Annotated in this window: 16 protein-coding genes; 1 reads left to right on the top strand and 15 read right to left on the bottom strand. The window is 68.6% G+C overall.

From position 1 onward, the window contains the following. Nucleotides 1–30 precede the first annotated feature (30 nt). The 14 genes from ftsW to M5C96_RS03475 all read right to left on the bottom strand — a co-directional run bounded on the left by ftsW (nt 31) and on the right by M5C96_RS03475 (nt 17,048). A complete protein-coding gene (gene ftsW / locus M5C96_RS03540; RefSeq protein ID WP_272567211.1) occupies nt 31–1,317 on the bottom strand; it encodes a putative lipid II flippase FtsW in 1,287 nt (428 codons plus the stop codon). Continuing rightward, nucleotides 1,314–3,371 (bottom strand): UDP-N-acetylmuramoyl-L-alanine--D-glutamate ligase, encoded by a 2,058-nt coding sequence (gene murD, locus M5C96_RS03535; protein WP_442867354.1) that lies wholly within the window; start codon nt 3,369–3,371, stop codon nt 1,314–1,316. The genes ftsW and murD overlap by 4 nt, the downstream gene beginning before the upstream one ends. Further along, nucleotides 3,368–4,546, bottom strand: a complete 1,179-nt coding sequence (gene mraY, locus M5C96_RS03530) for a phospho-N-acetylmuramoyl-pentapeptide-transferase (protein WP_272567209.1) — start codon at nt 4,544–4,546, stop codon at nt 3,368–3,370. Before mraY ends, murD begins: the two co-directional genes overlap by 4 nt. Next, a complete protein-coding gene (locus M5C96_RS03525; RefSeq protein ID WP_272567207.1) occupies nt 4,537–5,958 on the bottom strand; it encodes a UDP-N-acetylmuramoyl-tripeptide--D-alanyl-D-alanine ligase in 1,422 nt (473 codons plus the stop codon). The genes mraY and M5C96_RS03525 overlap by 10 nt, the downstream gene beginning before the upstream one ends. Further along, nucleotides 5,949–7,460 carry a UDP-N-acetylmuramoyl-L-alanyl-D-glutamate--2,6-diaminopimelate ligase gene (locus tag M5C96_RS03520; RefSeq protein WP_272567206.1) on the bottom strand — a complete coding sequence of 504 codons (1,512 nt, stop codon included), beginning with the start codon at nt 7,458–7,460 and terminating at the stop codon, nt 5,949–5,951. Before M5C96_RS03520 ends, M5C96_RS03525 begins: the two co-directional genes overlap by 10 nt. Beyond that, nucleotides 7,457–9,202 (bottom strand): peptidoglycan D,D-transpeptidase FtsI family protein, encoded by a 1,746-nt coding sequence (locus M5C96_RS03515; protein WP_272567204.1) that lies wholly within the window; start codon nt 9,200–9,202, stop codon nt 7,457–7,459. The genes M5C96_RS03520 and M5C96_RS03515 overlap by 4 nt, the downstream gene beginning before the upstream one ends. Continuing rightward, nucleotides 9,199–9,537, bottom strand: a complete 339-nt coding sequence (ftsL, locus tag M5C96_RS03510) for a cell division protein FtsL (RefSeq protein ID WP_272567203.1) — start codon at nt 9,535–9,537, stop codon at nt 9,199–9,201. Before ftsL ends, M5C96_RS03515 begins: the two co-directional genes overlap by 4 nt. Next, on the bottom strand, nt 9,534–10,463 hold the full coding sequence (rsmH, locus tag M5C96_RS03505; RefSeq protein ID WP_272569588.1) for a 16S rRNA (cytosine(1402)-N(4))-methyltransferase RsmH: 930 nt from the start codon (nt 10,461–10,463) through the stop codon (nt 9,534–9,536). The genes ftsL and rsmH overlap by 4 nt, the downstream gene beginning before the upstream one ends. A 7-nt stretch (nt 10,464–10,470) precedes the next feature. Continuing rightward, a complete protein-coding gene (gene mraZ, locus M5C96_RS03500; RefSeq protein ID WP_272569587.1) occupies nt 10,471–10,899 on the bottom strand; it encodes a division/cell wall cluster transcriptional repressor MraZ in 429 nt (142 codons plus the stop codon). Nucleotides 10,900–11,197: 298 nt separating this feature from the next. Then, nucleotides 11,198–12,526 carry an ATP-dependent protease ATPase subunit HslU gene (hslU, locus tag M5C96_RS03495; protein ID WP_272567201.1) on the bottom strand — a complete coding sequence of 443 codons (1,329 nt, stop codon included), beginning with the start codon at nt 12,524–12,526 and terminating at the stop codon, nt 11,198–11,200. An 82-nt stretch (nt 12,527–12,608) separates the two neighbouring features. Then, nucleotides 12,609–13,154, bottom strand: coding sequence for an ATP-dependent protease subunit HslV (gene hslV, locus M5C96_RS03490; RefSeq protein WP_272567200.1), 546 nt, complete (start codon nt 13,152–13,154; stop codon nt 12,609–12,611). Between the two features lie 110 nt (nt 13,155–13,264). After that, complete coding sequence (locus tag M5C96_RS03485) at nt 13,265–14,998, bottom strand: STAS domain-containing protein (protein WP_272567198.1); 1,734 nt, start codon at nt 14,996–14,998, stop codon at nt 13,265–13,267. A gap of 54 nt (nt 14,999–15,052) precedes the next feature. Next, nucleotides 15,053–15,790, bottom strand: coding sequence for an RNA polymerase-binding protein DksA (gene dksA / locus M5C96_RS03480; protein ID WP_272567197.1), 738 nt, complete (start codon nt 15,788–15,790; stop codon nt 15,053–15,055). A 175-nt stretch (nt 15,791–15,965) separates the two neighbouring features. Further along, on the bottom strand, nt 15,966–17,048 hold the full coding sequence (locus M5C96_RS03475) for a CobW family GTP-binding protein (protein WP_272567194.1): 1,083 nt from the start codon (nt 17,046–17,048) through the stop codon (nt 15,966–15,968). Nucleotides 17,049–17,256: 208 nt separating this feature from the next. Here M5C96_RS03475 and M5C96_RS03470 point away from each other — a divergent pair, with 208 nt between their 5' ends. Then, nucleotides 17,257–18,582 (top strand): sensor domain-containing diguanylate cyclase, encoded by a 1,326-nt coding sequence (locus M5C96_RS03470; protein ID WP_272567192.1) that lies wholly within the window; start codon nt 17,257–17,259, stop codon nt 18,580–18,582. Between the two features lie 10 nt (nt 18,583–18,592). Here the strand turns inward: M5C96_RS03470 and M5C96_RS03465 are convergent, their stop codons facing one another. Beyond that, nucleotides 18,593–19,774 carry a class I SAM-dependent rRNA methyltransferase gene (locus M5C96_RS03465; RefSeq protein WP_272567189.1) on the bottom strand — a complete coding sequence of 394 codons (1,182 nt, stop codon included), beginning with the start codon at nt 19,772–19,774 and terminating at the stop codon, nt 18,593–18,595. Nucleotides 19,775–19,841 lie beyond the last annotated feature (67 nt).

Below are 19,841 nucleotides of genomic sequence, written 5' to 3'. Positions count from 1 at the left end.
TGCGGTGCCCGTTTTGTTGAAACAAGCACCTCATACGCGGCCTCCGCGCATGAGGTGCTTGTTTTCGTAGTCAACCCGAAGCACCACGGCGATGGCCACCAGATTCATCAGGATGGCGGAGCCCCCGAAGCTCATCAGCGGCAGGGTCAGCCCCTTGGTCGGCAGCGCGCCCAGGTTCACGCCCATGTTGATGAAGGCCTGAAAGCCCATCCAGATGGCCACGCCCTGCGCCACCAGGCCGGCGAACACTCGGTCCAGCGCGATGGCCTGGCGGCCGATGTGCATGATGCGGCGGGTCATCCACAGGAAGAGCACGATGAGGATGAGCACGCCGACCAGGCCGAACTCCTCGCCGATCACCGCGAGCAGGAAGTCGGTGTGCGCCTCGGGCAGCCAGTGCAGCTTTTCCACGCTGCCGCCCAGCCCGACGCCGAAGATCTCGCCGCGGCCGATGGCGATCAGCGAGTGCGACAGCTGGTAGCCCTTGCCCAGCGCGTGCTTTTCGCTCCAGGGATCGAGGTACGCGAAGATGCGCTCGCGCCGCCAGTCGCTCATCATCACCATGAGCGCGAAGGCGCCCACCAGCACGGCGGCGATCAGGAAGAACATGCGGGCGTTCACGCCGCCCAGGAACAGGATGCCCATGGCGATCACGGCGATCACCATGAAGGCGCCCATGTCGGGCTCGGCCAGCAACAGCGCGCCCACCACGGCCACGGCCGCGCCCATGGGCAGCACGGCGCGAAAGAAGCGCTCCTTGACCTCCATCTTGCGCACCATGTAGTCCGAGGCGTAGATGAGCACGGCGAACTTCGCCAGCTCCGACGGCTGGAAGTTCATGACCCCCAGCGAGAGCCAGCGCCGCGCGCCGTTGACCACCGTGCCCACGTGCGGGATCAGCACCGCGATGAGCAAAGCGATCGACAGCACGAACAACCACGGCGCCACGCGCTCCCAGGTGGACATGGGAATCTGGAACGCCAGCAGGGCCGCGACGAAGGCCATCACCAGCGCCATGATGTGGCGCACCAGGAAATGGGTGGGCGCGATCTTGCCGAAGCGCGGGTTGTCCGGCATGGCGATGGACGCGGAATACACCATCACCAGTCCCCAGGCGAGCAGCGCCACCACGACCCACAGGAGGGCCTGGTCGAAGCCGAGCACGCTGGCCGGCGTGGTCGTGGTCTGGCGGTATTCGGTGCCGCCCACGCGCACCGGCAGCACGTCGGCGGGCTTGGCGGGCAGGCCACCGAACCAGCCGCCGAACTTTCCGGTCACGCGCTGCAGCAGGCCGGGGGATGCGGGTGCGGTGCTCATGCGGAGCCCTCCAGGTCCTGGCCGCGATCGTTCGCAAGCGCCTGCACGGCTTCGCAAAACACGCGGGCGCGGTGCTCGTAATCGTTGAACATATCGAAACTGGCACAGGCGGGCGACATCAGCACCGCATCGCCGGCATGGGCGCGCTGCGTGGCCAGATCCACCGCCTGCGGCAGCGTCGGTGCGTCCAGCAGGGCCACGCCCGCGTCTTTGAGCGCGGCGCGGATCTGGGGTGCATCGCGGCCGATCAGCACCACGGCGCGGGCGTAGCGCGACACGGGCGCGGCCAGCGGCGAGAAGTCCTGCCCCTTGCCGTCGCCGCCCAGGATGACGACCAGCCGGCGCTCCGCGCCCAGGCCGGTGAGCGCCGCCACGGTGGCGCCCACGTTCGTGCCCTTGCTGTCGTCGAAATATTCCACATCGCCGATGAGCCCCACGGGCTCCACGCGGTGCGGCTCGCCGCGGTAATCGCGCAGGCCGTACAGCATGGGGCCCAGCGCGCAGCCGGCGGCCTGTGCGAGCGCCAGCGCGGCGAGCGCGTTCACGGCGTTGTGGCGGCCGCGGATGCGCAGCGCATCGGCGGGCATCAGGCGCTGGATGTGCAGCTCTTCTTCCTGCGCACGCGAACGGCGGGCGGTTTCGTCGGCCTCCTGCGCCCGCACGAGCCAGGCCATGCCGTTGACGATCTCCAGGCCGAAATCGCCCGGGCGCTGGGGCATGTCGCCGCCGAACGTGACATGGGGACGCACCTGCACCTTCGGGGCCTTCGCGCGCCCGGTCGCCGGCCTGGCCGCGCTGCGCGCCAGCCCGGCCTCGGGCAACATGCCCATGACCTCCGGGTCTTCGCGGTTGAGCACCATCAGGCCGCTCTCGCCGAAGATGCGCGCCTTGGCGGCCGCGTAGGCGGCCAGGCTGCCGTGCCAGTCCAGGTGGTCCTGGCTGATGTTGAGGACGGCCGCGGCCGTGGGCTCGAAGCCCGCCACGCCGTCGAGCTGGAAGCTGGACAGCTCCAGCACCCAGACCTCGGGCAGGGTGCCCGCATCGATGTGCTGGCCCAGCGTGTCCAGCAGGGTCGGGCCGATGTTGCCGGCCACGGCCACGGTCTTGCCGGCGCAGTCCACGAGCCGGCCGGTGAGCGAAGTCACCGTGGTCTTGCCGTTGGTGCCGCTCACGGCCACCACCGCCGGGGCGTAGCCGTGCGCGGCGCGCAACTCGCGCAGCGCCATGGCGTACAGGGCGAGTTCACCCTCCATGCGGATGCCGCGCGCTCGGGCCTCGGACGACAGGGCGGCCAGCGTGTCGGGACGCAGGCCGGGCGAGCGGTAGATGGCCTGCGGCGTGCGCCCTTCGAGCAGGGAGGCGTCGAACGCACCGGCCACGAAGCGCACCTGGGGCAGCTCGGCATGCAGCGTGCCGCGCTGCGGAGGCGCCTCGCGCGTGTCGGCCACGGTCACCTGCGCGCCGCAGCGCACGCACCAGCGGGCCATGGCCAGCCCGGAAGCGCCCAGGCCGAGAATGAGAATGTCCTGGCCCTGCAGCAGCGCAGCGCCCTCGCCCGGCCAGCCGGCCGGCACCGGCGTAGGACCGGCCACCGGGCCGGTGGCGCCGTCGGCCGGGGCTGCGTCATCGGAGGATGGCGCCGCGCCCGGATCGCGCGGACCGGCCGCGGTGGCGGACTCGGGCGAGCCCACGTCCGCGAAGATCTGCGCCACGAACGCCGCAGCGGCCGCAGCGGCCGAGACTGCGGGCGCGGTCATGCCGGCGAGCGCCTGCGCCATCGCGTCGTTCGCGGGGGTCGGTGGTGCCTGCGGGGCCGGTGCGGAGGATGCGTCCTCATCCTGCGGCGCCAGCGCCACGCTTTCGGGCGTGCGGGGCACGTCGGGCGAATCGGGAGCGCCGGATGCGTCTGAGCGCGGCGGCATGGCGTCCATGCCCTGCACCGACACCACCACGGACGGAGAAACCCTGGGCGCGACCTCCCCCTCGCCGGGGCCATCGGCACCCTGCGGCAGGCCTGGCGCCTCGCCAGGAAGAAGGGGGTCGTGCGGGTTCATCGCAGTTTCAGCGTGGTCAGGCCGATGAGGCACAGCAGCATGGTGATGATCCAGAAGCGCACGACCACCTGCGTCTCCTTCCAGCCGCTTTTCTCGAAATGGTGGTGCAGCGGCGCCATCTTGAGCAGCCGCCGGCCCTGGCCGTAGCGCTTCTTGGTGTACTTGAACCAGGCGACCTGCAGCATCACCGAAAGCGCCTCGACCACGAAGATGCCGCCCATGATGGCCAGCACGATCTCCTGGCGCACGATGACGGCGATGGTGCCCAAAGCGCCGCCCAGCGCCAGCGCGCCCACGTCGCCCATGAACACCTGGGCCGGGTGGGTGTTGAACCACAGGAAGGCCAGGCCCGCGCCGGCCATGGCCGAGCAGAAGATCAGCAATTCGCCCGCGCCGGCGATGTGCGGGAACAGCAGGTACTTGGAGTACACCGTGCTGCCGGCCACGTAGGCGAACAGCCCCAGCGCCGAGCCCACCATGACGACCGGCATGATCGCCAGTCCATCGAGGCCGTCGGTCAGGTTGACCGCGTTGCTCGATCCCACGATCACGAGGTAGGTCAGGATCACGAAGCCCAGCACGCCCAGCGGGTAGCTGACTTCCTTGAAGAACGGCACCAGCAGCCCGGCCTGCGGCGGTAGGTCCAGCGAGAAGCCGGACTGCACCCAGGTGATGAACAGCTCGAACACGCGCGAATTGGAGTTCTCGGAAATGCTGAACACCAGGTAGAGCGCGGCCAGCAGACCGATGACGGACTGCCAGAAATACTTCTCGCGCGAGCGCATGCCTTCCGGGTCCTTGCGCACCACCTTGCGCCAGTCGTCCACCCAGCCGATGGCGCCGAAGCCCAGGGTCACGGCCAGCACGATCCACACGAAGCGGTTGGACAGGTCGAACCACAGCAGCGTGGAGATCGCGATCGAGCCCAGGATGAGCACGCCCCCCATGGTCGGGGTACCGCTCTTGGAAAGGTGCGATTCCATCGCGTAGCCACGGATGGGCTGCCCGATCTTGAGCGAGGCGAGCATGCGGATCACCTTCGGCCCCGCCGCCAGCCCGATCACCAGTGCCGTCAGCGCCGCCATCACCGCGCGGAACGTGAGGTACTGGAAGACGCGGAAGAACCCGAATTCCGGGGACAGGCCCTGCAGCCATTGCGACAGCATCAGCAGCATGTGGCGCCCCCGCGTGCGTTCGTCTTCGTGTCCGCACGGGCTTCCAGCGCCTGCACCACCTGCTCCATCTTCATGAACCGAGATCCCTTCACCAGCACGCTGCCCACCTGGGGCAGGGCTTGCCGCACCGCTGCAAGCAGCGATGCCATGTCTTCGAAATGCCGCGCATCCGGCCCGTGGGCCTGCGCAGCGTGGGTGCTGAGCGCGCCCAGCGCGAACAGCCTGTCGATGCCGCTGGCGCGCGCCTGCGCGCCCGCTTCGGCGTGGAACTGCGGCCCTTGCTCGCCCACCTCGCCCATGTCGCCCAGCACCAGCAGCCGTGGACCGGGCAGGCCGGCCAGCACGTCGATGGCGGCGCGCATGGAATCGGGGTTGGCGTTGTAGGTGTCGTCCACCGCCGTGACCACGCGCCCGTCCTGCGGCACGCTGAAGGCGCGCGAGCGCCCCTTGACCGGCACGAAGGCGGAAAGCCCGCGCGCGACGGCATCCAGCGGCACGCCCGCCGCCCATGCGCAGGCCGTGGCGGCCAGTGCATTGGTCACGTTGTGCATGCCTGCGATGCGCAGCGTGGTATCGAAGCCGCCCTGCGGCGTTTCGATGCGGATGTGCCAGGTGTTCGCTTCCCAGCGCGCGGCGGTGCATCGCACGTCGGCGCCGTCCGCACCAAAGGTCACGCAGCGGCGTCCCGCGGCCAGTTGCCGCCAGAGTGCGGTGTAGGCATCGCCCGCGGGGAACACGGCCACGCCGTCGGCGGGCAGGGCCGGGAGGCAGGCGCCGTTCTCCTCGGCCACGGCCTGCACCGTGTGCATGAACTCCAGGTGTTCGCGCTGCGCGTTGTTGACGAGCGCCACCGTGGGACGGGCCAGCCCCGCCAGGTACGAGATCTCGCCCGGATGGTTCATGCCCAGCTCGATCACCGCCGCCTCGTGCGCCGCGTTGAGCCGCAGCAGCATCAGCGGCACACCGATGTCGTTGTTGAAATTGCCTTGCGTCGCAAAGGCCGCCGGGCCCTTCCAGGCCTGCAGCACCGCCGCGAGCATCTGTGTGACGGTGGTCTTGCCGTTGCTGCCGGTCACCCCGATCAGCGGCAGCCGGAACTGGGCCCGCCAGCCGGCGGCCAGGGCACCGAGCGCCGCCAGCGTGTCGGGCACCTCGATGCCGGGCAGCCCGGCCGCATCGAGCAGCCCGCCATGGGCCACGGCGGCGGCGGCACCGGCCTTGCGCGCGTCGGCCAGGAAGGCATTGGCGTCGTAGCGCTCGCCCTTGAGCGCCACGAAGAGGTCGCCGGCCTGGAGCGTGCGCGTGTCGGTGTGCACGCGGGACAGCGGCATGCCGCCCTCGCCCACCAGCCGTGCAGCGGGGACGCGCGCCTGGATGAACCCCAGCGCCTCTTGCAGCGTCATCATGCCCATGCACGGCCTCCCCGGGCGGCCAGTCCGGCCTGGGCGTGGGACATGTCGGAGAACGGCCTGCGCTCGCCCGCCGCCTCCTGGTAATCCTCATGGCCCTTGCCGGCGATCAGGACCACGTCCCGCGGGCCGGCCTCGGACAGCGCGAGCGCGATGGCCGCGGCGCGATCGACCTCGGCACGGACGGTGCGCCCGGCCAGGGTGCCCTGCAGGATCTCATGGATGATGTCCGCAGGCGTCTCGCCGCGCGGGTTGTCGCTGGTGACGATGACCGCATCGGCACGCTGCTGCGCGACCGCGCCCATCAGGGGGCGCTTGGTGCGGTCGCGGCTGCCGCCGCAGCCGAACACGCACCACAGCCGACCGCCGCGTTCCGCCGCGATGGGGCGCAGCGCCTGCAACGCCTGGTCGAGGGCATCGGGCGTGTGGGCGTAATCCACGGCGACCAGGGGCTGGTCGGGCGCATGGATCTGCTCCATGCGGCCCGGCACCGGCGACAGCTGTGCGCAGGCATACAGCGCGTGTTCCAGCGGCACGCCCAGCGCCCGCAGCGTTGCCATCACGAGCAGCAGGTTGCCCACGTTGTAGTGGCCGATGAGCCGGGTCTGCAGCACGTGGCTTTGCGCGCCCTCGGCCACAGTGAACGACAGGCCGCCATCGCCCCAGGCAATGTCCCGCGCCTGCAGGCGCGCCGGCCCCTGAAGGGAGACGCTCCACAGGTCCAGCGGCTGCTGGGAGAGCGTCTCGTGCAGTTCGGCGCCGCGCCGGTCGTCGATGTTGACCACGGCGATCTGCAGCCCGGGCCAGTCGAACAGGGTGCTCTTGGCCTGCCAGTAGGCGGCCATGCTCGGGTGGTAGTCCAGGTGGTCCTGGGTGAAATTGGTGAACAGGGCCGCCCGCACCCGCGTGCCGGTCAGGCGGTGCTCCGCCAGCCCGATGGACGACGCCTCGATCGCGCAGGCCACATGGCCTTCTTTGGTGAAATGAGCGAAGGCGCGCTGCAGGCGCACCGGGTCCGGCGTGGTGAGGCCGGTGGATTCGAGCGCGGGCGGCACGCCGGCACCCAGCGTGCCGATCAGCGCGCAGCCGCCGGGCGCCGCCAGTTCGTTGCGCGCCAGCAGGTTGAGCGCATCGGCCAGCCACCAGCTGACGCTGGTCTTGCCGTTGGTGCCGGTCACGGCCAGCACGTCGATCGACTGGGTGGGGTGCCCGAACCACTCGGCCGCCAGCGTCCCGGTGATGGCCTTGAGCCCGCGCAGCGCGGCCACCGGCGCGTCGGCGAAATGGAAGGCCTCGATGCCTTCGTGCTCGACCAGGCAGGCCATGGCGCCACGCGCCAGTGCGTCGCCCACATGGGCGCGGCCATCGGTGGCGGCGCCCGGCCAGGCGATGAAGCCGTCGCCAGGCTGGATCAGCCGGCTGTCGGTCTGCAGCGTACCGGTCACCCGGGCGGCCAGCCATTGCACGGCGTCGTGCACCGAAGTGAGCAGCGGGGTCGTCGTCATAGCGATTCCTCCACGGTGTTGGCCACGATCTGGGGCTTGACGGCCATGTCGGGCTGCACGCCCATCATGCGAAGGGTCTGCTGCACCACGGCGCTGAACACCGGCGCGGCCACCGCGCCGCCGTAGAACACGCCGTTGCTGGGCTCGTCGATCATCACCGCGACGATGATGCGCGGCTTGTCGATCGGCGCCATGCCGGTGAACCACGCCCGGTACTTGCCCGAGGCATAGCTCTTGCCCACCTGCTTTCGCGCGGTGCCGGATTTTCCGCCCACCGAGTAGCCCACGGTCTGCGCCTGCTGGCCCGTGCCGCCGGGGCCCGCGGCCATCTGCAGCATCTTGCGCACCTGGTCGGCCGTGCGCTCGGAGAACACGGGCACGCCGACCGCCGGCGTGCTCGACTTGAGCATGGTGGCGGGAATGATCTGGCCGCCGTTGGCGAACACCGTGTACGAGCGCGCCATCTGCAGCAGGCTGGCCGACAGGCCGTAGCCGTAGGACATGGTGGCCTGCTCCACCGGGCGCCAGGTCTTGTAGGGCCGCAGGCGGCCGCTCACCACGCCGGGGAAGTGGATCTGCGGCTTCTGCCCGAAACCGGCCGCCGAGAAGGTCTCCCACATCTCGCGCGCCGGCATCTGCATGGCGATCTTGGTGGTGCCCACGTTGCTGGATTTCTGGATCACGCCCTCGACCGTGAGCACGCCGTAGTTGTGCGTGTCGGAGATGGTCGAGCCCGTGATGGTGACGCGGCCGGGGTTGGTGTCCACGATGGTTTCCGGGCGCACGCGGCCGGTCTCCAGCGCCAGGCCGATGGTGAACGGCTTCATGGTGGAGCCGGGCTCGAACACGTCGGTGAGCGCGCGGTTGCGCAGCTGCTCGCCGGTGAGGTTCTGGCGCTTGTCGGGCACGTAGCTCGGGTAGTTGGCCAGCGCCAGCAGCTCGCCCGTGTGCGCGTCGATCACCACCACGCTGCCGGCCTTGGCCTTGTGCAGCGCCACCTGGTCGCGCAGCTTCTGGTAGGCGAAGAACTGCACCTTGCTGTCGATAGACAGCTGCATGTCCTGCCCGTCCACCGGCGGTACCTCGGCGCCCACACCCTCCACCACGCGGCCCAGGCGGTCCTTGATGACGCGGCGCGAGCCGGCCTTGCCGGCCAGCTGCTGGTCGAAGGCCAGCTCCATGCCCTCCTGGCCATGGTCTTCCACGTTGGTGAAACCCACCACGTGCGCGGCCGATTCGCCTTCGGGGTACTGGCGCTTGTATTCCTTACGCTGGTAGATGCCCTTGATGTCGAGGGCGGCGATCTGCTGGCCGACCTCCCAGTCGAGCTGGCGCTTGATCCAGACGAAGGTCTTGTCCTCGTCCGCGAGCTTGGTCTTGAGCGCGGGCAGCGGCATCTCCAGCAGCTTGGCCAGTTGCTGGAGCTTTTCGCGCACCTCGGGCTTGTCCTGCTCCACGTCTTCCGGAATGGCCCAGATGCTGGCCGCCGGCACGCTGGAGGCCAGGATCAGCCCGTTGCGGTCCAGGATGCGGCCCCGGTTGGCGGGCAGCTCCAGCGTGCGGGCGAATCGCACCTCGCCCTGCCGCTGGAAGAACGCATTGCCGAACACCTGCACGTAGGCCGCGCGGGCGCCCAGGCCCACGAAGCCCAGCGCCACCATGGCTACGATGAACTTGCTGCGCCAGACCGGCGTCTTGCTGGCCAGCAGCGGGCTGGAGGTGTAGTTGACGCTGCGGCTCATCGGCGCACGCTCCCCGCGCCACCCGGCGTGGCCGGCACCGGAGCCGCCGTGGCGGCCGTGACCACGGGCGTGCCGTCGTCGGCGACGTACTGCGTGATGGCCGGCGTGGCCGTGCGCATCTGCAGGCGGTCGCGGGCGAGCTTTTCCACCCGCAGCGGCGTCGCCTGGGCGCGCTTTTCGACCTGCAGGCGCTGGTGTTCGGTCTCCAGGCGGCGCGAATTGGCCACCGCGCGGTCCAGTTCGGTGAACAGGCGCCGCGACTCGTACTGCATGTGCACGAGGTACAGCGCGCTCACCATCACCCCCAGCAGCAGCACCAAGCTCAGGCGCGTCATGCCGGCACCTCCGTGCGCTCGGCCACGCGCATCACCGCGCTGCGGGAGCGGGGGTTGGCCTCGATCTCGGCCGCGGTGGGCTTGATGCGGTCCAGCGCCTTGAGCCGCATGGGCTGCGGCTGCGCAAATGGTGCGCGGCGGTCGAAGACCTCCTTGGAATGCTGGGCGATGAACTGCTTGACGATGCGGTCTTCCAGCGAATGGAAGCTGATCACCACCAGCCGGCCACCGGGTGCGAGCACCCGCAGGCTGGCCTCTAGCGCCTGTTGCAACTCTTCAAGCTCGGCGTTGATGAAAATCCGAAGAGCCTGAAATGTGCGCGTTGCAGGGTTCTGGCCTGCTTCGCGGGTCTTGACCGAGCCAGCCACGAGTTGGGCCAGTTCAGCGGTGGTGGCAAGAGGGCCCCGCTCCTCGCGACGAGCAACAATCGCCTTTGCAATGGGGCCAGCAAACCGTTCTTCGCCGTAGTCACGTATCACCTCCGCAATCTGCCCGACCTCGGCCGTGGCCAACCAATCGGCCACGCTCTCGCCGCGCGTGGTGTCCATGCGCATGTCCAGCGGGCCGTCGAAACGAAAGCTGAAGCCCCGGTCGGGGCTGTCGATCTGGGGCGAACTCACGCCCAGGTCCATGAGGATGCCCGCGGCGCTGCGCTCGGGCAGTTCGGCCAGATGGCGGAATCCTTCGTGCCGAATGGAAAAGCGCGCATCGGTGATGCGCGCTGCTTCTGCGATGGCCTCGGGGTCCTTGTCGAACGCCACGAGGCCCCCGCCCGGCCCCAGCCGGTCCAGTATCTTGCGGGAGTGCCCGCCACGGCCGAAGGTGGCGTCGATCCACACGCCGGCGGGCGCGGGGCCGGCGGCGCCCAGCAAGGCGTCGACCGCCTCGCCCAGCAAGACCGTGGTGTGTTGCAGCGGTGCGTTCACCATGGCCTCAGAAAGAAAAGTCCTGGAAAGCGGCCGGCATCTCGGCCTGCATGGCAACAGCCTCCTGCGCCTCGTAGGTGGCCTTGTCCCACAGCTCGAAGTGGTTGCCCATGCCGAGCAGCATCGTGTCCTTGGTGATGCCGGCGGCCTGCCGCAGTTCGGGCGAGACCAGCACGCGGCCGGTGCCGTCCATGTCCACGTCCATCGCGTTGCCCAGGAAGATGCGCTTCCACCACTGGGCGGACATGGGCAACTCGGCAATGCGCTCGCGGAATTTTTCCCATTCGGGGCGGGGGAACACCATGAGGCAGCCGTGCGGATGCTTGGTGATGGTGAGCTGGCTGTTGGCGGTCGCCGCGAGGACGTCACGATGCCGGGTAGGCACGGAAAGCCTTCCCTTCGCATCCAGACTCAGCGATGACGCCCCTTGAAACACGGAATCGAACCCCAGCTCGTTGTCGCGCCTGCGCATCCGGAATGGACGCACGAGGGCACTTTTCACCACTTAATTGCACTTTTTTGCACTGTAGCAGGAAAAAAATACCGAGCCCCGCCAGGTGCAACAAAGTTTTGCAATGAAATCAACGACTTAGCACCGACAGTGCCAGTGGAGAACGCCCAAAATGCTTTACTGAATAAGCACTTAGCCCAGGCTATGCAAGTGATACCTGAAGGCTATCGGGCAACCTGGAATCCGGGCAAGAATCCAGGGGCCCGCAACACGCCGGAATCTTTTACAAGATATAGCGCGACAAATCCTCGTCCTGGCTCAAGGACTCGAGCCGCGCGTTCACGTACGCGGCATCCACCACCACCGTCTGGCCGGACAAACGGGCGGCATCGAAGCTCACTTCGTCGAGCAGCCGCTCCATCACCGTGGACAGCCGGCGCGCGCCGATGTTCTCGGTGCGCTCGTTCACCTCGAAGGCGATGTGCGCCAGGCGCGTGATGCCCTCGGGCGCGAATTCGAGCGTAACGCCTTCGGTGGCCAGCAGGGCCTGGTACTGCTTGACCAGCGAGGCATGCGTCTGCGTGAGGATGGCTTCGAAATCCTGCACGGACAGCGATTCGAGTTCGACGCGGATCGGAAAACGCCCCTGCAGCTCGGGGATCAGGTCGCTCGGCTTGCTCAGGTGGAACGCGCCTGAGGCGATGAACAGGATGTGGTCCGTCTTGACCATGCCGTACTTGGTGGACACGGTGGTGCCCTCCACCAGCGGCAGCAGGTCGCGCTGCACGCCCTGGCGCGAAATGTCCGAGCCGCTCGATTCCTGCCGGGTGGCCACCTTGTCGATCTCGTCGATGAAGACGATGCCGTTCTGCTCGGCGTTCTGCACGGCGCGGGTCTTCACCTCGTCCTCGTTCACGAGCTTGGCGGCCTCCTCGTCGGTGAGCAGCTTGAGCGCCTCGGCGATCTTGAGCTTGCGCGTGCGGCGCTTTTCCTGGCCCATCTGGCTGAACATGCCGCGCAGCTGCTCGGCCATCTCTTCCATGCCCTGCGGGCCCATGATCTCCAGTTGCGGGCGGGCGTCGGCCACGTCGATCTCGATTTCCTTGTCGTCCAGCTGGCCCTCGCGCAGCTTCTTGCGAAAGACCTGGCGGGCGGTGTTGTCGGCGGGCGCGGCCGCATCCTGCGCGGTGTTCCGCGCAGGCGGCACCAGCACGTCGAGGATGCGGTCCTCGGCCGCGTCTTCGGCGCGGGCCCGGCCCTTCTTCATGTCGTTCTCGCGCGCCTGCTTGACGGCCATCTCGACCAGGTCGCGGACGATGGAGTCCACGTCCTTGCCCACGTAGCCCACCTCGGTGAACTTGGTGGCCTCGACCTTGATGAAGGGCGCATCGGCCAGCCGGGCCAGGCGGCGCGCGATCTCGGTCTTGCCCACGCCGGTGGGGCCGATCATGAGGATGTTCTTGGGGGTGATCTCGTGGCGCAGGCTGCCTTCCACCTGCTGGCGGCGCCAGCGGTTGCGCAGCGCGATGGCGACGGCGCGCTTGGCGCTGGCCTGGCCGACGATGTGGTGGTCGAGTTCGGAGACGATTTCCTGGGGGGTCATGGACGACATGGGGACCTGCAATCAAATGAGCCGTCAGCGCATATTCTTCTATGGCAGACAGCTATCAAAATAATAGTAACCGCCGGGGCGCTCAGAGCGTCTCGATGGTGTGGTTCATGTTGGTGTAGATGCACAGTTCGCCGGCGATCTCCAACGACTTCTTGACCACTTCCTGCGCGCTGAGCTCGGTGTGGTTCAGCAGCGCCTTGGCCGCCGAGTGCGCATAGGCGCCGCCCGATCCGATGGCCACGATGCCCTGCTCGGGCTCCAGCACGTCGCCGTTGCCGGTGATGATGAGCGAGGCGCTGGTGTCGGCCACGGCCAGCATGGCCTCCAGGCGGCGCAGCACGCGGTCGGTGCGCCAGTCCTTGGTGAGTTCGATGGCCGCGCGCGTCAGGTGGCCCTGGTGCTTTTCCAGCTTGGCCTCGAACCGTTCGAAGAGCGTGAACGCATCGGCCGTGGCCCCGGCGAAGCCCGCCAGGACCTTGCCGTGGTAGAGCTTGCGCACCTTGCGCGCGGTGCCCTTGACCACGATGTTGCCCAGGGTGACCTGGCCGTCGCCGCCGATGGCGACCTGGATGCCGTCCGCCGTCTGGCGGCGGACGCTGAGGATGGTGGTGCCGTGAAACTGTTCCATAGCGTTGGCATGTGGGGATGCCTGCACGGTTTGCAACGGCCCCCGCGCACGGCGCTGCACGGGGCATGGAGAGCGGCCAGCGCGTCCTGCCGGCGCCCTGCGCCCGAGGGTCAGTTCTTGCGCGGAACGACCCAGGCGTGTTCGTTCACGCCGATCACGTTGAAGAACACCGCCACCAGCCGCTGCAGGTTGACGAAGTGGACCGCATGGCCGTGGGCCTGCTGCTCGGCCGCCCAGTTGAGCACCGAGCCGGCCGCCGCGAAGTCCACGCGCACCAGGCGGTCGCACGCGATGATCAGCGGCGCGCCGGGCTTCACCTGCTCCTCGAACGGCGCCAGCAGCGGCACCGCGTCGCCCTCGATATGGCCGGACAGCGAGGCCGAAGGCTCGGCGCTCTCCAGGCCCGCCGGCATGGACGAGGGATCGCCGTAGCCCGAGGCATGCAAATCGGAGGACTTGGCATCTTCGGGCACCGGGGCCCCGCTGTCGTCGCTGGAATAACTGCACCGCGGCGAGATCCACGATGGCGGCGAGACCTCGTAGGTCACGCAGTAGTCGAGTGCCACGAGTTCGAACTCGTCGGGTCGGCCCATGAGGCGCAGCGCCGCCATGCGCAGGCGCCACCACTCGGGGGACGTATCCCGGTCGCCGGACTGGGTGCGGGCTTCCAACACCGTGTTGAGCGCCTCCACGCCGAAGAACGTCAACTGCACCTCCTGCTCCGCCCACTGCGTGAACAGGTTGGCCAGCAGCGGCACGGCCGCCTCGTCGATGGCGGCCAGGCGCGACCAGGTCAGCGTCCAGGGCGGGGCGGCGCGGGCGAGCGACGCCTGCAGCGCCACCACCGATTGCGCGGCCAGCGTGGTCGGCGAGTTCCAGCTGAATTCGCGCTGCGCGAAGCCCGTGACGGCCGGCGCGGGCTGCGCCTGCAGGCCCAGCAGCTCGGGCATGGAAAACCACAGCGGCGCCGAGCGGCTGAACCGGGCCGCGTAGTCGATCGCCAGCGCATCGAAGCGCTCGTGCTCCCCGATGGCGCGGTACAGGTCGAACAGCGTCATCCAGATCTCCAGCTGCTGCTGGGGATCGTCCTGCTCGTGCTGGGCCAGCACTTCGAGCAGGCCGGACTCCGCGCCGGCATGGTCGCCATTGGCAAAGCGGATGGCGGCTTCCTCGAGGTCGGGTTCGTGCACGAATTCCTCCGGTTCTGCGGGGGCCACCTCGGGGGCCGGTGGCGGGGCGTATGCAGCAGCGGCTGCCGGCACCGCCTGCGAAGGCGATGGCGCTGCGCCGGCCCCCTCGGGCGCGCCAGAGGGCAGCAGGCTCTCGCCCGAAAACAGCGGCTGCACGGCGGTCGGCGCCGACAGCACGCCAGGCAGGCTGGCGGGCGCCGTGGGGGCGAAGGCCCGGTCGTGGGCCGCGGCGATGGTGGAATCGGTGGCGGTGGCGGCGGAGTCACCCAGTTCGCTGGGCGTGGGGGTGTTCTTGCTCTTCCACCACTGCTGGGACATCTGCGCTTCGATCTCGTCGATCTTCTTGAGCGTGACGGCCCGGTCGTCGGGCGACGCCATGCTGCTCTGGAAGAACGAAGGCCGCGCGGTCGGGTCTTCGGTGCGCTGGCCCTGCAGGGCCTCGCGCTTGCGCAGCTTGCGCAACTGGTCGAACTCCCGGCGCCGCACGAAATCGTTGCGGCGCTTGCGCTCGATCATCTCCTTGAGCATCTGCTTGCTGTACTGGCTTTCGCGGTCGGCATCGATGGAATCGAGATCGGTCCAATTGACCGTGGGGTTGCGGACGAACCGAACCATCTTGGACAACAGGCCGGGGGAAGACTCTTCCTTGCTCATGGATGGTGGGTCAGGTCGCTCGCCGCGCAAAAAAGGGAGGGCAGGATCGGCCGGTCAGTCCCCGAACATCTTTTGCTTGAGTTCGCGGCGCTGCTGCGCTTCCAGCGACAGCGTGGCCGTGGGGCGCGCCAGCAGCCGGCCGACGCCGATGGGCTCGCCCGTCTCGTCGCAGTAGCCGTAGTCGCCCGCATCGATGCGGCCGATGGATTGCTCAATCTTCTTGAGCAGCTTGCGTTCGCGGTCGCGCGTGCGCAGTTCGAGGGCGTGCTCTTCTTCGATGGTGGCGCGGTCGGCGGGGTCGGGCACGACCACGGTGTCTTCGCGCAGGTGCTCGGTGGTTTCACCGGCGTTGTTGTGCATGTCCTGCTTGAGCTGCACCAGCTTGTGGCGGAAGAACGCCAGCTGCTTTTCGTTCATGTACTCGCTGTCGGGCATGGCGAGCACTTCGGCGTCGCTCAGCTCTTCGGCGGACTTGGTTTTCCAGTTGCCGGCCAGCTTGGGATCTTTCTTGGCGGCCGCGACGGAATTTTGCGGTTGCAGGGTCGTAGGCATGGTGTGTGTATAGCTGGCTTTGGCGGCGGTGGAGGCCACCGCGGGTGCCATGGATGGTACGGTCAATTGGGCCAAACGGGAAGAAGGCCGGGGACTGCGCGCGGGTTCGCTCGAAGGCCCCGCGGAGGCAGGCACCGGCACGGCGGCTTTGGACTTGGCGGGCGCCTTGGCGGCCGCGCGGACGGTGCCGCTGGAGGGTGCCTTGGCATCCGCCTCGGGTTTGCTGGGTTCGGCTTTCACTTCCTGTCTCCTCGCAGTAGGGGCGGGCCCTGAGCACGCGACGCGGCTCCAGGGGCAGTAGCAGGCCTTCCGGCGTTTTACCGGGGCGCGATTGTATCGATCCGGGCCCGGCGCGAACTGGAAAGTGGCAGATATCACACAAGCCGGCGCGGCAAGCCCCAAACGGGGTCCCGTCCTACTCGGCCAGGCACTGTTCCAGGCCCTGGAGAAAGATGTCCTTGGGCAGGTCGATGCCGATGAAGACCATCTTGCTCAGGCGCTGCTCGCCCTCGGCCCACTGCGGGCCCAGATCGCTGCCCATGAGTTGGTGCACGCCCTGGAAGATCACCTTGCGCTCGGTGCCCTTCATGTTCAGCACACCCTTGTAGCGCAGCATGCGCGGGCCGTAGATGTTGACGATGGCGCCCAGGAAGTCTTCCAGCTTGGCGGGATCGAACGGGCGCTCGGCGCGGTAGACGAAGCTCTTGACGTCATCGTCGTGGTGATGGTGGTGGCCGTGTCCCTGGCCGTGCTGGTGCGAGGGGTGGTCGCAATGCTCGCCATGCGCGTGGTCGTGATCGTGGTGGTCATGTCCATGGTCGTGGTCATGCCCGTGGTCGTCTTCCTTGAGGAAATCCGGGTCGATGTCGAGCTTGGCGTTCAGGTTGAAGCCTCGCAGGTCCAGCACCTCGGCCAGCGGCACCTCGCCGAAATGCACGGCCTTGATCGGCGCGCGGGGATTCATGTGCTTGAGGCGGTGGATCAGGGCGTCGGCCTCTTCCTTGCCCACGAGGTCGGTCTTGGACAGGAAGATCTGGTCGGCGAAGCCCACCTGGCGGCGCGCTTCCTGGCGGTCGTTGAGCTGCTGGGGGGCGTGCTTGGCGTCCACCAGGGTGATGATGGAGTCGATGAGGTAGGTCTCGGCGATCTCCTCGTCCATGAAGAAGGTCTGCGCCACGGGGCCGGGGTCGGCCAGGCCCGTGGTCTCGATCACGATGCGGTCGAAGTCGAGCAGGCCCTTGCGCTTCTTGGCGGCCAGCTGCTGCAGCGTCTCGCGCAGGTCCTCGCGGATGGTGCAGCAGATGCAGCCATTGCTCATCTGCACGATCTGCTCCTTGGACTCGGTGACCAGGATGTCGTTGTCGATGTTCTCTTCGCCGAATTCGTTTTCGATCACGGCGATCTTCTGGCCGTGGGCCTCGGACAGCAGGCGCTTGAGCAGCGTGGTCTTGCCCGAGCCCAGGAAGCCGGTCAGGATGGTGGCGGGAATGAGGGACATGGAGAAAAGCCTTGGGTGAAACAGCGGGTGCCGCAACGCGGAAAGAAAGAAAAAGCACGGCGCGCCGGCCTCTGCAGCGCGGCCGCGAAGGCGGCTGCAGGACCATCATCCAGTGTAGCGGCGCTGTCAAGCACCCCCATCGAGCGCAACACCGTCATCGGCCTGCTATACATTGACTATCGAAGAAGCTTTTTGATACGTTTTGGCCATGGACTACCGCCTGACCGCCACGCTGCTCGACTCCCTGGGCATCGCCCTGTGCGTCTTCGACGACCAGCACCGCACCGTGCTGTGGAACCAGAGCTTCCTGCGCTTCTTTCCAGAGCACGACGGCCACGTCCACGCCGGCGAGCCGTACGCGGACAACCTGCGCCGCTTCTATCGCCAGCGCCTGGCCCCGGACGACCTGCGCTACCTGGAGCGCCATGTGGCCGACGGCATCGCGCGGCACGTGCAGCAGACGCGCCCCTACGTCTTCCAGCACCGGGGCCGCTGGCTGCGGGTGGCGGCGACCTCCATGGGCGATGGGCACCGCGTGCGCATCTGGCTGGAGGTGGCCGAGGCCAACCTTCCCATGCCCACCCAGGCGCCCGCACCGCCCCCCGACGAACGGCCGGCCGGCGATGCGCTGCAGATGCTCGAACACGCGGGCGACGGCGCCTCGGTGCAAAGCGGCGACGGTCGCATCGTGTTTGCGAGCGACCACTTTCTTGCCATGTACGGCCTGCCCTCGAAGGTGGCGGCGCTCGGGCGCAGCTACGCCGAGGTGGTGCGCCAGCATTGGGCGTCGGCCTGCGCCCCGGACGAATACGCAGCGCGCGCCGAAGACATCGTCGCCGCCCTGCACGACAGCCTGAACTTCGCCGGGGTGCCGTTCGAGGTGCCGCTGCCCGGCGGCCGCTGGGTGCGGGTGGCCATGAACCGCATGGCCGACGGGCAGACCTGCGCCTTCCACACCGACATCAGCACCGACAAGCGGCGCCAGGACGAACTGCGCGCGCTGACGGACCAGTTGCGCGAGGAAAGCCTGCACGATGCGCTCACAGGCCTGCAGAACCGGCGCGGGCTGCATTCCATCGTGCAGACGCTGTCCGGCCAGCCCGGGCCGCATGCCCTGCTGTACATCGACCTGGACGGCTTCAAGGCCGTGAACGACGCGGCGGGCCACGGCGCGGGCGACCAGGTGCTGTGCCAGGTGGCGGTGCTGCTGTGCCAGGTGGCGGTGCTGCTGCGCCAGTCGGTGCGCATGGCCGACACGCTGGTGCGCATCGGCGGCGACGAGTTCGTCGTGGTGCTGCAGGCCTGCGAGACGCAGCAGGCGCAGGCCGTGGGGGCGAAGATCGTCCAGGCCATCCACCAGCAGGACTTCGCCGCCGAAGGCGCCCGCTTCCGCGTGGGCGCCAGCGTGGGGGTGCGCGTCTTCTCCAGCCACAGCGACAGCCCCGACGTGGTGCTGCACGATGCCGACGTGGCCTGCTACCGGGCCAAGCACAACGGCCGCGGGCGCGTCGAAGTGTTCGGCGCGGTCGGCTGAGCGCGGCCGGTTATTTGCGCATCACCGCCAGGCCCTTGAGGTACTCGCCCTCGGGAAACTCCAGCGTCATGGGGTGGTCGGGCGCGCCGCCCAGGCGCTCCAGGATGAAGCCGTCCACCCCCGCGTCGGCTCCGGCCGAGGCGACGATCTTGTGGAACAGATCGGCGCTGATGCCGCCCGAACACGAGAAGGTGTACAGCATGCCGCCCGGCTCCAGCAGCTGCAGCGCCAGGCGGTTGATGTCTTTGTAGGCGCGCGCGGCCCGGTCGGCGTGCGCGGCGGTGGGCGCGAACTTCGGCGGGTCCAGCACGATGGCGTCGAAGGTGCGCCCTTCCTTGAGGAACTGCCGCAGCGAGGCGTTCACGTCGGCATCGAGGAAATCCGCGCGGCCGACCTCGAAGCCGTTCAGGGCAACGTGCGCCCGGGCGCGCTCCAGCGCCGGGCCGGACGAATCGATCGAGGTCACGTGCCCCGCCCCGCCCGAGAGCGCCGCGACGGTGAACCCGCCCGTGTAGCAATAGCAGTTGAGCACGCGCTGAAAGCCCAGGCGCTGCGTGGCGTCGGCGAAGCGCTTGCGGCTGTCGCGCTGGTCCAGATAGAAGCCGGTCTTGTGGCCTTCGGCGATGTCCAGCGTCAGGCGCCAGCCGTGTTCGCGGATCGACAGGCCCGTCTCGCCCTCACCGCGCAGCCAGCCGGTGGCCGGCTCCAGCCCTTCCAGCCCGCGTACGCTGGCGTCGGAGCGTTCATAGAGGCGCGCCAGCCCGGTTTCCTGCAGCAGCGCGTCGGCGATCACGGCCTTCCAGCGCTCGGTGCCGGCGCTGGTGAACTGCGCCACCAGGGTGTCGCCATAGCGGTCCACGATCAGGCCGGGCAGCCCGTCGGACTCGCCGTGCACCAAGCGCACACCATCGCTTTCAATGCCGAATCGGCCTCTGGCGCATATGGACCGCCGGCATGCTGCTATGAAAAAAGAAGCGTCGATGCGCTGGGCTTCGTCGAAGCTCCACACGCGTGCGCGGATGCGCGAGGTCGGGCTGAACGCGGCCCAGGCGAGGAACTGGCCTTCGTGCGATTCCACGCGCACGGTCTCGCCGCTGTCGCCGCCGCCCTTGGCGATGGCCGATTCGAAGATCCAGGGGTGGCGGCGCAGCAGGGAGCGCTCTTTGCCGGGTCGAAGGCGTAGGGTTTTCATGCCCGCGATTGTGCGATGCCCGTGCGCCGCCCCGGCGAAAGCCATGGCGCGGGCCCGGTGGCGCGCG

The sequence above is a fragment of the Acidovorax sp. GBBC 1281 genome (assembly GCF_028473645.1).
In the GTDB taxonomy this organism is placed as follows: domain Bacteria; phylum Pseudomonadota; class Gammaproteobacteria; order Burkholderiales; family Burkholderiaceae_C; genus Paracidovorax.
Note: the sequence above shows the minus strand (reverse complement) of the source record. Positions and strands in the feature narration are given on the sequence as shown.